Annotated in this window: 10 protein-coding genes; 5 read left to right on the top strand and 5 right to left on the bottom strand. The window is 69.5% G+C overall.

Annotated features, from left to right (window positions below; all coding sequences use genetic code 11):
* Positions 1–43: 43 nt before the first annotated feature.
* Complete coding sequence (locus tag AC3WQA_RS11555; protein WP_492675198.1) at positions 44–1,285, bottom strand: efflux RND transporter periplasmic adaptor subunit; 1,242 nt, start codon at positions 1,283–1,285, stop codon at positions 44–46.
* A gap of 127 nt (positions 1,286–1,412) precedes the next feature.
* Here AC3WQA_RS11555 and AC3WQA_RS11550 point away from each other — a divergent pair, with 127 nt between their 5' ends.
* The 3 genes from AC3WQA_RS11550 (at position 1,413) to AC3WQA_RS11540 (ending at position 4,101) form a co-directional block, all read left to right on the top strand.
* Positions 1,413–2,099, top strand: a complete 687-nt coding sequence (locus AC3WQA_RS11550; protein ID WP_492675197.1) for a fumarylacetoacetate hydrolase family protein — start codon at positions 1,413–1,415, stop codon at positions 2,097–2,099.
* 30 nt (positions 2,100–2,129) lie between these two features.
* Positions 2,130–2,540, top strand: a complete 411-nt coding sequence (mscL, locus tag AC3WQA_RS11545) for a large-conductance mechanosensitive channel protein MscL (RefSeq protein ID WP_492675196.1) — start codon at positions 2,130–2,132, stop codon at positions 2,538–2,540.
* Positions 2,541–2,664: 124 nt separating this feature from the next.
* Positions 2,665–4,101, top strand: coding sequence for a M20/M25/M40 family metallo-hydrolase (locus AC3WQA_RS11540; protein WP_492675195.1), 1,437 nt, complete (start codon positions 2,665–2,667; stop codon positions 4,099–4,101).
* A gap of 29 nt (positions 4,102–4,130) precedes the next feature.
* Here the strand turns inward: AC3WQA_RS11540 and AC3WQA_RS11535 are convergent, their stop codons facing one another.
* The 3 genes from AC3WQA_RS11535 to AC3WQA_RS11525 all read right to left on the bottom strand — a co-directional run bounded on the left by AC3WQA_RS11535 (position 4,131) and on the right by AC3WQA_RS11525 (position 6,974).
* Positions 4,131–4,904 (bottom strand): hypothetical protein, encoded by a 774-nt coding sequence (locus AC3WQA_RS11535; protein ID WP_492675194.1) that lies wholly within the window; start codon positions 4,902–4,904, stop codon positions 4,131–4,133.
* Positions 4,905–4,997: 93 nt separating this feature from the next.
* Positions 4,998–5,705: a thymidine kinase gene (locus AC3WQA_RS11530; RefSeq protein WP_492675193.1), complete on the bottom strand. Its 708-nt coding sequence runs from the start codon at positions 5,703–5,705 to the stop codon at positions 4,998–5,000.
* Between the two features lie 69 nt (positions 5,706–5,774).
* On the bottom strand, positions 5,775–6,974 hold the full coding sequence (locus AC3WQA_RS11525; RefSeq protein ID WP_492675192.1) for a trans-sulfuration enzyme family protein: 1,200 nt from the start codon (positions 6,972–6,974) through the stop codon (positions 5,775–5,777).
* Positions 6,975–7,069: 95 nt separating this feature from the next.
* Here AC3WQA_RS11525 and AC3WQA_RS11520 point away from each other — a divergent pair, with 95 nt between their 5' ends.
* A complete protein-coding gene (locus AC3WQA_RS11520) occupies positions 7,070–7,546 on the top strand; it encodes an Lrp/AsnC family transcriptional regulator (RefSeq protein WP_492675191.1) in 477 nt (158 codons plus the stop codon).
* On the opposite strand, the gene AC3WQA_RS11515 is transcribed toward AC3WQA_RS11520, so the two are convergent.
* Complete coding sequence (locus tag AC3WQA_RS11515) at positions 7,522–10,395, bottom strand: bifunctional diguanylate cyclase/phosphodiesterase (protein WP_492675190.1); 2,874 nt, start codon at positions 10,393–10,395, stop codon at positions 7,522–7,524. The genes AC3WQA_RS11520 and AC3WQA_RS11515 overlap by 25 nt on opposite strands.
* Before the next feature lie 435 nt (positions 10,396–10,830).
* Here AC3WQA_RS11515 and AC3WQA_RS11510 point away from each other — a divergent pair, with 435 nt between their 5' ends.
* Positions 10,831–12,822, top strand: coding sequence for a UvrD-helicase domain-containing protein (locus tag AC3WQA_RS11510; RefSeq protein WP_492675189.1), 1,992 nt, complete (start codon positions 10,831–10,833; stop codon positions 12,820–12,822).
* Positions 12,823–12,907 lie beyond the last annotated feature (85 nt).

Here is a 12,907-nt window from a genome sequence, read left to right as displayed (position 1 = left end):
GTTCGTTGCGGCTCGTTGAAAAGCATCGTCCACGAGTGGACTCCTACGGGGAAGATGCTTTCATTTGGACGTCCGAGCCGTCGTGCAACGCGGCCGGCGGGGAAAGCACCACGCTGTCGCCGGCATGCAGCGCCGTGGGAATCAACGCCATGCCGCCATCGTTCGGCGCGCCCGGCTGCACCATCACGGCATGCGCCTTGCCGCCGTCGACCACGAACACCATGGCATGGCCATCGCGCTGCACGATGGCCTTGGCCGGCACCAGCACGCCCTGCGGCGCCTGCGCGGCGGCCTGCGGTCGGGCTTCGAGGAAGGAGACGCGCACGCCCATGTCGGGCACGATGCGCGCATCCTTCTTCTCCAGCGCCACGCGCACCTTCACCGTGGCCTTGCCGCGGTCGGCGGCGGGCACGATGGCGATGACGTGGGCGGGAATCTTCCAGTCCGGGTAGGCGTCGAGCACCGCCTCGGCGGGCATGTCCGGCTGCACCCGGCCGATGTAGGCCTCGTTGACGTCCACGTCCACTTCCAGCGAATCCATGTCCACGATGGTGCCGATGCCGGTACGGGTGAAGCCGCCGCCGGCGGAGAACGGCGAGACGATCTCGCCCACCTGCGCGTCCTTGGTGGTGATGACGCCGGCGAACGGCGCGCGCACCACGCAGTAGTCGAAGTTGACCTGCGCCTGCGCCACGCCCGCCCCGGCGGCGACCGCCTGTTTCTGCTGCGCGGCCAGCTGGGCACGGGTGGCTTCCACCAGCGTGCGCGCCTGTTCGGCCGCCTGTTTCGGCACCAGACCCTGCGCCGCCAGCTGCTGCTGACGCCGCGCATCGCGTTCGTTCTGTGCCAGCTGCGCCTGGTACTGCGCCACCAGCGCGTGCGCGGCGGCGGCCTGCGCCTTGGCGGCGGCGAGCGCAGCCCGGTAGGCGCTGTCGTCCAGCCGCGCCAGCACCTGGCCCCGCTGCACGTGATCGCCTTCCTCGATCAGCACGGCGGTGAGCGTGCCGGTGATCTGTGCCGACACCGTGGCCTGCCGCCGCGCGGTGACGTAGCCGGTGGCCTGCAGCACCGCGCCGGCCGCCGCGTCGCTGGCGGGCGACACCGCCATGGCCACTTGCACCGGTACGGCGCGATGGCCGAAGGCCTGCCAGGCGAAGCCACCGGCCAGCACCAGCACCAGCACGGCGCCGCCGGCGAACCACGGCCAGCGCGGCGACCGCGCATCGTGCAGCTCGCGCTGGCTGCGCTCGATGCGCAATTCCTTCAGCAGATCGGCGTTGCTCACCCGGGTGACCTCGATAGTGCGATGCCGAGGATGCTAGTCGACATCACGCGGCGCATGCACCGGCAGCCATCAACCGTCGCGCGTGACAGCTGTCATCCATGCCACGCCACGCGCTACGCTACGGGGCATGGACTACGCCATCGCCCCGCCCCGCCAGCCCAGCCTGCCCATCCTTGGAAGCACGCAGCGCTTCCCCGTGCGCCGCATCTTCTGCGTCGGCCGCAACTACGCCGACCACGCGAAGGAAATGGGCGCAGCGGTAGAGGCGGGGCGGCCAATGTTCTTCTGCAAACCGGCCGACGCGGTGGTGACCGACGGCGCGGACGTGCCCTACCCCTCGCTCACGCACGAACTGCACCACGAGGTGGAGATGGTGCTGGCGCTGGGCGACAGTGGCCGCGACGTGCCGATGGAACACGCCGCGGCGCTGGTATGGGGCGTGGGCGTGGGGCTGGACCTCACCCGCCGCGACCTGCAGGCGCAGCTGAAGGCCAAGGGACATCCCTGGGACATCGCCAAGGGCTTCGACCACAGCGCGCCGGTCTCGGCGCTGCGCCGGCTCGACGGTGCCCTGCCCAGCCCCGATACCGAACTTTCGCTCAGCATCAACGGCGAGCGCCGCCAGCATGCGCGGCTCGCGGAGATGATCCACGGCGTGCCGCCGCTGTTGTCCGCGCTGTCGGAACTGTTCGAGCTGAAAGCCGGCGACCTCGTCTTCACCGGCACGCCCGCCGGCGTGGCGGCGCTGGCACACGGCGACCACTTCCACGCCGAACTCGCCGGCTGGGCCGTGCTCGACGGCCGCATCGCCTGAATCCCTTCACCCAAGCCAAGGAAACCAACGATGAGCATGCTGCAGGAATTCAAGGCCTTCGCGATGCGCGGCAACGTGCTGGACATGGCCGTCGGTATCGTGATCGGCGGCGCGTTCGGCAAGATCGTCAGCTCGCTGGTCAGCGACGTCATCATGCCGCCGATCGGCTGGCTCACCGGCGGCATCGATTTCTCCGCCATGAAATGGGTGCTCAAACCGGCTGACGACAGCGACCCCAAGCACAAGCTCGCCGAGGTGGCGATCAACTACGGCAGCTTCATCAATACCGTCATCACCTTCGTCATCGTGGCCTTTGCCATCTTCATGCTCATCAAGATGGTGAACCGGCTGCAGCAGAAGAAGGACGAGGCCCCCGCCGCGCCGCCCGCCGACGTGACGCTGCTCACCGAGATCCGCGACCTGCTGAAAGAGCGCAAGTGACCCGCTAGCCCTCCCCTCTGGAGGAGGGGAGAGGATGCGGCAAGCGTTCGCCAAACCATGACCTCCGACCCGGGCGCGCGCCGCCGGCGGCCCGATAATCGGGGCCCGCCACCCGGAGTTCCCCATGCCCCGCCCCACCCTCGCCCTGCTCGCCGCCGGCCTGCTGCTGGCCAGCGGCCTGGCCAACGCCGCCGACACCGTCATCCCCGCCGCGGCCGTAAAGACGGCCGAACAACTGCGTGACACGGCGCTGACCGACCCGACGGCCATGCGCGTGCTGGCCTCGCTCACCACCGAGGTGGGCCCGCGCCTGGCCGGCAGCGACGCCGACCAGCGCGCGCGCGACTGGGCGGTGGCGAAGTTCAAGGCGCTGGGCTTCGACAAGGTCTACGTCGAGCCGGTGACCTACCCCAAATGGGTGCGCCGCCACGAGAGCGGTGCCATCGTGGCGCCCTTTCCGCAACACCTCGTGCTCACCGCGCTGGGCTATTCACCGGGCACGCCCAAGGGCGGACTCACCGCGCCGGTGGTGCGCTTCGACAGCCTCGATGCGCTCAAGGCCGCCGATCCGGCCACGATCAAGGGCAAGCTCGTCTTTGTCGATGTGCGCATGCAGCGCCACCAGGACGGCCACGACTATGCGATGGGCTCGGCCGTGCGCGTCGCCGGAGCAGTGGTCGCCGCCGAAAAGGGCGCGGTCGGTTACCTCCTGCGCTCGGCGGGCACCGACGCGCACCAGCGCATCGCCCACACCGGCGTCACCGGCTTCAAACCCGGCGCCCGGGCCATTCCCGCCGCCGCGCTCGCCAACCCCGACGCCGACCAGCTCGAACGCGTGCTGGCCTACGGCAAGCCGGTGACGGTGCAGCTCGACCTCGACTGCGGCTTCGAGGGCAGCTACACCGGCGCCAACGTGATCGGCGAAATCACCGGCGCGAAACACCCGGAACAGGTGGTCGCCATCGGCGGGCACCTGGATTCCTGGGATCCTGGCACCGGCGCCATCGACGACGGCGCCGGCATCGCCATCTCGATGGCCGCCGCCAGGCTGATCCACGCGCTGCCGCAGCGCCCCGACCGCACCATCCGCGTGATCGCCTTCGCCAACGAGGAAATGGGCCTGTGGGGCGCCCGCGCCTACGCCGACCGGCACGCGCAGGAGGTGGGCCACTTCCTGCTCGGCACCGACTCCGACCTCGGCGCCGGCAAGGTGTATCGCATGAGCGCCAGCGTGAAGCCCGCCGCCCGCCACGCCATCGAGCAGATCGCCGATGTGCTCAAGCCGCTGGGCGTGGCCTACGACGCCGCCCGCCCCGGCGGCGGCGGCTCCGATCTGGGTTCCATGCACGCCAGGGGCATGGCCGCGCTCACGCTGAACCAGGACGCCACGCACTACTTCGACTGGCACCACACCGCGAACGACACTCTGGACAAGGTCGAGCCGGCGGAACTGGCGCAGAACGTGGCGGTGTACGCGGCATGGGCCTACATGGCCGCCGAGGCCACCGGCGATTTCGGCTCCGCGCCCGGCGCGTTCAAGGGCGACGGCGCGGAGGAGTAGGCGTCACCCGCCGGGCGAACGACGCCGGCTCATGCCGGCCAGTGGAAGGCCACGTGGCGGTTGTTGAAGGCGGGGTCGTCGAGGCTGCCGCCCGGCTGCGCGATCAGCGGCTGGTCGACGCCGTCGACCTCCAGCGCCTGCCCGGCGACGAAGCGCGCGCCCAGCACCGCCAGTTCCACCAGTTTCTCGCACAGCACGCCGGCGCGCTGCAGCTCGGCCGCCGGCACGTGGCGCAGGCTGAAGTCGGGGCGGGCGAACTTGCGCAGGCCGCGCGTGTGCACGTGCGAGCCCACGCCATCGGCCTCGTCGCTGCGCAGGATCAACACGTGGTGGCGTGGCGGCGCGCCGCCTTCGACCAGATGCCTCGCGCGCCAGGCATCGGCGTCGAACAGGCCCATGATCTGCGGATCGAGCACCGCGCAGGCGCCGACGTCGAGCAGCGCGGCCAGCACGCCCAGCGTATCGCGCAGGTAATCCAGTGCGGGCGCGTCGTCCAGCTCGCCGCGCAGCACCAGCACCTCGGGCGCGATGCGTGCTTGCTCAAAGGCGACCGGCGCATCCTCGCGCAGCGTCTCGCCCAGCGCGCCGGCGAGCGGGTAGCCCTCCCACTTGCGCAGTTCGAGGTTGTGGAAGCGCTTGAGCGCCACGCCATCCGGCAGGCCGGGACTGCCATAGCGCATGGCCGGGATGACCAGCTCGCGCGCGAAGTGGCCGAACACGTAGAACTGCAGCAGCGCGCGTTCGCCGGCGGCAGGTTGCCAGTAGGGGCGGGGCCAGGCGGGGATGAGGGTGGGGTCGGTCATGGGGAATTTTCGATGGAGCGCTTGGCGCGGATCAGTGGGGTTGCAAAAGCGGAAGCCTCTTACTCATTTCGAAAATTTGCGGGGCGCAAATTTTCATAACGGCAACACGCTTTGCTGCAGCTCGATGCGGCCGCGGCCCGCGGTGATCTTCTTGAACTCGGCGCGGCTCACCGAGACGTAGCGTCCGTTGCCGCCGATCTCCACCTGCGGGCCGTCGGTGACCGCGCGGCCCTGCTCATCGACGCGCACCACCATGGTGGCCTTGCTGCCCGAGTGGCAGATGGTCTTGATCTCCACCAGTTCGTCGGCCCAGGCCAGCAGGTGGCGGCTGCCCTCGAACAGCTCGCCACGGAAGTCGGTACGCAGGCCGTAGGCCAGCACCGGCACGTGCAGCGTGTCCACCACGTCGGTGAGCTGCCACGCCTGCGCCTTGGTCAGGAACTGCGCCTCGTCCACGAACACGCAATGCAGCGCGCCGTGCGCGGCGATGTCGGCCTCGACCAGGGCGAGCAGGTTTTCGCCGCCCGTGAAACGCCGCGCACTCGCCTGCAGGCCGATGCGCGAGGCCACCATGCCCATGTGACGACCCGCCGCCACGGGCTGCCCGGCTTCGCCCGCTTCCGTCTGCGGGAGCGGGTGGCGCGCAGCACCGGGAGCGGACACCTCTTGCGCGCGCGTATCGATCGCCGGCGTGAGGATCAGCGTGCGCATGCCGCGCTCGCGGTAGTTGTACGCGCTCTGCAGCAGCGTGGTGGTCTTGCCGGCATTCATCGCCGAATAATAGAAATAGAGCTTGGCCATGGTGCTGCCGCGAAATCCGAGGCCACCATGGTAACGCGGCGGGAGAACGATCCTCCCGCCGCGCGCGGGTCAGGCCGCCGCCGCGAGGCGCGCGTGCTGCAGCGCCTGCTCCAGATCGGCCCACAGGTCGTCGACGTGCTCGATGCCCACCGACAGCCGCAGCAGGCCGGAGGTGATGCCGCAACGCTGGCGCGTGGCCTCGTCCACCACGCGATGGGTAAGCCCGGCCGGGTGCTGGATCAAGGTATCGACCGAGCCCAGGCTCACCGCCGGCGTGGCCAGCCGCACCGCCGCCATCACCGCCGCTGCCGCCGCGTGGCCACCATGCAGCTCGAACGCCATCAGGCTGCCGGGGCCGCGCATCTGCTTGCCCACCAGCGCGGCATTGGCCACGGTGCCCAGCCCCGGATAGCAGACCTTGGCCACCGCCGGGTGCGCGGCCAGCCGCTCGGCCAGGCGCTGCGCGTTCTCCTGCGCCTTCAGCACACGCAGCGACAAGGTGGGCAGGCCGCGATGCAGCAGGTAGGCGCCCAGCGGATGCAGCAGCCCGCCGGTGGCCGCGCGCACGTGGCGCAGCGCGCTGGCCCACGCGGCGTCGCAGGCGATCACCCCGGCGATCACGTCGCCGTGGCCGCCGAGGAACTTGGTGGCGCTGTGCAGCACCAGTTGCGCGCCGCATTCCAGCGGCTTTTGCAGCACCGGCGTGGCGAAGGTGGAGTCCACCATCACCGGCACGCTGCCGGCGGCGCGCACCACCGCGGCGATGTCGACCAGATCCAGCGTGGGGTTGGCCGGCGTCTCCACGATCACCAGCGCCGTATCGGCATCGACCGCCGCGGCGATGCCCTCGACCGTGCACCAGCGCACCGGGATGCCGAGCAGGCCCGAGTCCAGCAGGTGGTCGTTGGTGCCATACAGCGGGCGCACCGCCAGCACGTGCGTGCCGCGCTGCCTGGCCGCCAGCAGGCAGGCGCTCATCGCCGCCATGCCGGAGCCGAAGGCCACCGCGTCCGTGCTGCCTTCGAGCTGCGCCAGCGCCTGCTCGAAGCGCGCCACCGTGGGGTTGAACAAGCGCGCGTAGATCGGGTTGGCCGCGCTGGCGGCGCCGCCCACCAGGGCGTCGAAGCTGGCCGTGCCTTCGTCCAGGTCGCGCACCGGGTAGGTGGTGGACAGATCCAGCGGCGGCGCGTGCACGCCCAGTTCGGCGAAGTCCTCGCGCCCGGCGTGCACGCCGAGAGTGTCCGGATGCAGCGTGTGTTGGCTGGTCATATCCCGCCCCTTGATTCGAGAAGTGGCTGGACAATAAAACGATTCGCGGCTATCTAACCGCATGGCCGAAGCTTATTCGGCAATGGAGCCTGGCCATGCAATTGGATCGAACCGACTTCGCCATCCTGCGGGAATTGCGAAAGAACGCGCGGCTACCGAACAAGACCCTGGCCGAGCGGCTGGGCGTGGCGCCATCCACCGCACTGGAGCGGGTGCGCCGGCTGCGCGAGGGCGGCGCGATCACCGGCTTCCACGCCGAGATCGCACCGCGCGCAGTGGGCATCGGCCTGCAGGCGATGGTCGCGGTGCGCCTGGCGCGGCACGCCCGCGGCGACGTCGACGCCTTCCACGCCTACCTGCTCACCCTGCGCGAGGTGATCGGCTTCTACCACGTGGCCGGCGCCAACGATTACCTGGTGCACGTGGCGGTGCGCGACAGCGACCAGTTGCGCGACTTCGCGCTGGACGCCTTCACCACCCGCCCGGAAGTGGCGCATATCGAAACCAGCCTGATCTTCGGCTTCCGCCGCAATCCCGACCTGCCGGTTTACCTGGAGGGCGCGGAGGATTGAGCCACCGCCGGCAGGCCCAGCCGCTCGCGCACGAAGCGCTCGAACTCCACCGCCGGCAACGGCCGGCTGAAGTAATAGCCCTGCGCCTCCTCGCAGCCGCGACGACGCAGGAAATTCAGCTGCTCGGCGGTTTCCACGCCCTCGGCGATGGTGCCCATGCCAAGCCCGTGCGCCATCTGGATGATGGCGACCACGATGGCCTGGTCGTCGGGGTCGACGGTGATGTCGCGCACGAAGGACTGGTCGATCTTGATCTTGTTGATGCGGAAGCGCTTGAGGTAGCTCAGCGAGGAGTAGCCGGTGCCGAAGTCGTCGATGGCGAGCCGGATATGGCGCAGGCCGAGCTCGTCCAGCTTCTGCACCACCATGCCCGGCGCCTTCATGGCGACGGCCTCGGTCAGCTCCAGCTCCAGGCATTCGGGCGGTGCGCCGGTTTCGTCCAGCAGGCGGCCGATGCGCTCCACCAGGTCGCTCTGGCTGAACTGCGCCGCCGACAGGTTCACCGCCATGCTCATCGCCGGCAGGCCGCAATCCAGCCAGTCGCGCATCTGCACCAGCGCAGTGCGCAGCACCCATTCGCCGATCGGCACGATCAGGCCGTTGGCCTCGATGATGGGAATGAACTCCCCCGGCGACACCACACCCCACTGCGGCGAATGCCAGCGCAGCAGTGCTTCCGCGCCCACGATGCGACCATCGGCCAGCGCCAGCTGCGGCTGGTAGGCCAGGTGCAGCTCGCCGCGCTGCCAGGCCTGCTTGAGCGCGTTGCCCAACGCCAGCGTGCGCGTGGTCAGCGCCTGCATCTCGGGCGCGTAGAAGCAATAGGCGTTGCGGCCATTCTCCTTGGCGCGGTACATCGCGATCTCGGCGTTTTTCAGCAGCTCATCCAGCCGATCGGCGTCGTCGGGGCACAGCGCGACGCCCACCGACACCGTGGTGAACAGCTCCTGCCCGGCCACCACCAACGACTGCGCCAGCGCCGGCAGCAGCCCCTGCATCAGGCGCGCCACCGCCTCCTGGCTGGTGTCGGGCAGAACTGCCACGAACTCGTCGCCGGAATGGCGTGACAACAGGCCGTCGCCGATGCCGGCCAGCAGGCGGCGCGACATCTCCTGCAGCAACAGGTCGCCGGCATCGTGGCCCAGGGTGTCGTTGATGTCCTTGAAGCGATCCAGGTCGATCCAGAGCAGCGCCAGCAGGTTGCCGCGGGTGCGCGCATAGCGGAAGTGCTCGGGCAGCATGGCGCGGTTGGGCAAGCCTGTGAGCTGGTCGTAGTGCGCCAGTTGCTGGATGCGCTCGGCGGCGCGCTTTTTCTCGGTGATGTCCTCATGGTGGGCGAGGTAATGCGTCACCTCGCCCTGCTCGTTGCGCAAGGGATAGATCAGCACCATCTCGACGACTTCGCGCCCGGACTTGCAGCGGTTGACGAACTCGCCCTGCCACGGCCGCCCATGCACCATGCACTCGCGCAGTTCCCGCCAGGTGGCCTCGGCGGTCTTGCCCGTCCACAGCAGCTCGCGCGAATCCTTGCCGATGACTTCCGCCGCCGCATAGCCCATGCGGCGCTCGAAGGCCGGGTTGACGAATTCGATGCGGCCATCCACATCCGTCACGATGATGGAAACCGGGCTCTGCGACACCGCCATGGAGAGCATGCGCAGATCCTTCTGCGCCTCGTGCTGGCGGGTGACATCGCGGGAGATCACCACGTAGCACGGTGCCTGCCCGTCCTGTGCGGGCTTGCCCGCCACCGACAATTCGAACCAGCGCCGCCCGGCCGGCACGTCGAGCACGATCAGCTTGCCGCGCGAAATGCCTTGCTCGCGCGCCTCCGTCAGCGCCTGCATCACCACCCCGGCCTCCCGCGCCGGCATCAGCTCCGCCACCGTGCGTCCCAGCAACTGTTCGCGACCGGCCAGCAGGCCGCGATCATCGCTGGCGTGCACGTCCAGGTAACGCCCTTGCGCATCCAGCTCGAACAGCAGGTCGGGCAGCGCCTCCAGCGTGGTCTGCAAGTGCTGGCGCGAATCGCGCAACAGCGCATACGGCCGGCGCACCGTCTCGGCGAACACCGCCCCGTACAGGAACACGCAGGCCAGCGCCTTGTAGATGTGGCCGAACAGGATGGTGCTGTCGCTGACGCTGGCGTAGGCGGCGAACGGCACGCCGCTCATCGCCAGGATGCTGGCGGCGGCAAACAGGCCACTGGCATGGAACTGGCGCGGCCGATGCAGGCACCAAGCCAGCCGCGCCGCCGTCAGCAGGTAAACCGCGATCAACGCGTACTCCGTCGCCACCTTGGCCACGGTGAGTCCCTGCCCGGGCAGGAAGAAGCGCGGCAACAGATCCGGATCGAGAAAGTACGCCGCATGCCATGCCGCCACCAACGCCAGCGTGGCGAGCAGGCCAGCTCCGAACTGCCCGCGCGTGGCCGCCGTCGCCCACGGCAGCCAGGCCGCGGCCAACAACGCCAGCGCGCCCAGCGTGCGCGCGGCCAGCCAGAAATAGATGGCCTTGTCCGGCGCGGCAGGCGTGATGAACACCGGCATGCCGCGCACCGACAGCATGTGCGAAAAATCCAGCAGCGCCACGCCGAGGAAGGCCAGCCCCAGCAGCAGGTAATTGCGTGCCGGACACTCGTTGCGCACGCTCCACACCACCGCGAAAACCAGTCCCGACACCACGATGGAGAGGGTCTCCAGCCCCATATGCAAGGGCAGGTAGGCCACCACCTCGCCGCGCCTGAACGCAGCCGGCAGCAGCAGGAACAGAACCAGCACTGCCAGCAGCACCGCAATGCTGCGCAGCGCCCGACGGGCTTCCGGCTGGTGGCTGGGATGGATCAGCATGATTCCATGGTCTGCATCTCGCGAGGCCTTGTCCGGCAAGAAACGGCAGCTTCCCAACGACGAAACCCATCCGGGCGCCTGAAAATTTCAACCCTCGGCCAGGCCATGGACAGCCGGTCACGGGCCAGTCGCGCCGGCGACCGCCACGCCGCAGGCGCATCCGGGCGGGAGCCGGACGCACCGATGAAAAATCCCGCACACCCCACAGAACCCTTCACGCGCCTTGCCGGCAGAACCCGCGCCGTGCAGCCTGCCCCGGCACATCCCCACCCCCATCCTGTCGGCAGCCGTGGCGGCAACTGTAGCCACCGCCCACCCCATGCCCGACCACCGCCGTCGATCCTGACGCAAGCCGCGTGGAAATCCCGTGCAGCCGCCCGGGCCGGCGAGCCCCCTCTGCTACCATCCCCGCCTGCCCCTCGCCCGCCCCGCTCCATGCTCAACCCGCAACAACAGGCCGCCGTCGAACATTGCGATACCCCGCTGCTGGTGCTGGCGGGCGCCGGTTCAGGCAAGACCAGCGTCATCACGCAGAAGGTCGCGTACCTGATCCAGCGGCGGAAACTGCCGGCCGGCAAGATCGCCGCGATCACCTTCACCAACAAGGCCGCGCGCGAGATGCGCGAGCGCGTGGGCAAGCTGATTTCCAGCGAGGACGCCGCCGCGCTCACCGTGTGCACCTTCCACGCGCTGGGGCTGAAGTTTTTGCAGATCGAGCACGCGCGCGCCGGGCTGCGCCGCGGCTTCTCGGTGCTGGACGCGGACGACAGCGCCGGCATCGTCAAGGAACTCGCGCCCACCGGCGCCAAACCCGACGTGCTGCGCGGCATCCACCACCTGCTCAGCCACGCCAAGAACGGCGGCCTGTCGCCGGAGGAAGCGCTGGCCGCCGCGCGCAGCCCGAAGGAGCTGGAAGCGGCGACGATCTACGAGCTGTACCAGGCGCGCCTCGCCGCCTTCAACGCAGTGGATTTCGACGACCTGATCCGCCTGCCGCTACGCATCCTCGAAAGCGACACCGAATGCCGCGAAGCCTGGCGCGAGCGCCTGCGCTACCTGCTGGTGGACGAATACCAGGACACCAACGACGCGCAGTACCGCCTGCTGAAAGCCCTCACCGGCGAACGCGGCCGCATCACCTGCGTGGGCGACGACGACCAGAGCATCTACGCCTGGCGCGGCGCCAACCCCGAGAACATCGACCAGCTCGGCCGCGACTGGCCGAACCTGCGCGTCATCAAACTCGAACAGAACTACCGCTGCGGCAAGCGCATCCTGCGCGCGGCCAACGCGCTGATCGCGAACAACCCGCACGCGCACGAAAAGAAGCTGTGGAGCGAGCACCCCGAGGGCGGCCCGATCCGCGTGCTCGAATGCAAGGAGGCCGAGCACGAGGCCGAGAAAGTCGCCGCCATCGCCGCCACGCTGGCCGAAAAGCACCAGGCGCGTTGGGATGACATGGCCATCCTCTACCGTGGCAACTTCCAGGCGCGGCCGCTGGAAAAAGCGCTGCGCCTGGCGCGCGTGCCCTACCACCTCACCGGCGCGCTTTCCTTCCTCGACCGCGAGGAGGTGAAGGACGTGCTGTGCTACCTGCGCCTGCTCGCCAACCCCACGGACGACGCCGCCTTCCTGCGCGTGGTGAACAAGCCCAGGCGCGAGATCGGCGCCACCACGCTGGAAAAACTCGGCCAGTTCGCCCAGTCGAAACACGGTTCCCTGCTCGAAGCCAGCCGCAGCGACGCGGTGCTGCGCCAACTCTCGCCGCGCCCGGCAAGTGCGCTGGCCGGCTTCTCCGACCTGGTGGATGAGCTGCGCAGCGCTGCGCTGCACGAAAGCGCCGCCGACCTGGTGGAGCGCCTCTTGCAGCGCACCGGCTACGCCGTCCAGCTCGCCGCCGCCACGCCGGACGTCACCGTGCGCGAACGCAAACTCGGCAACCTGCGCGAACTCACCGACTGGTTCCGCGCCATGCAGCGGAACTCGAATACAGCCGGCGGCAACAGCGCGGGCGACCTCGCCTCGCAGCTCGCTCTGCTCAGCCACGCCGACCGCGACGACCCCGGCAACGCGGTGCGCCTGATGACGCTGCACGCGGCCAAGGGGCTGGAGTTCCGCTTCGTCTTCATCGTCGGCTGCGAGGACGGCACCCTGCCCAGCGACGGCGCGCTGGACGAAGGCCGCCTGGCCGAGGAACGCCGCCTGATGTACGTGGGCATCACCCGCGCCAAGGAATTGCTCACGCTGTCGTGGTCGGCCAAGACCCGCCGCTACGGCGAGGTGCACAGCAACCAACCCAGCCGCTTCCTGCACGAACTGCCGCAAGCCGACCTGCACTGGCAAGGCCGCGACGCCGAAGCCGACAAGGAAGCCGTGCGCGAAACCGCCGCCTCGCACATGGCACGGATCAAGGCGATGCTCGGTTAGCGGTTGGCGGTTGACGTCCGCGCGCGTGCCTTTCATTGTGCGCAAGGCGACCACCACACCCGTGCCGCGCCAGCCGCCCGGCGAA

This window comes from Rhodanobacter sp. FW106-PBR-R2A-2-24, assembly GCF_058789615.1.
Note: the sequence above shows the minus strand (reverse complement) of the source record. Positions and strands in the feature narration are given on the sequence as shown.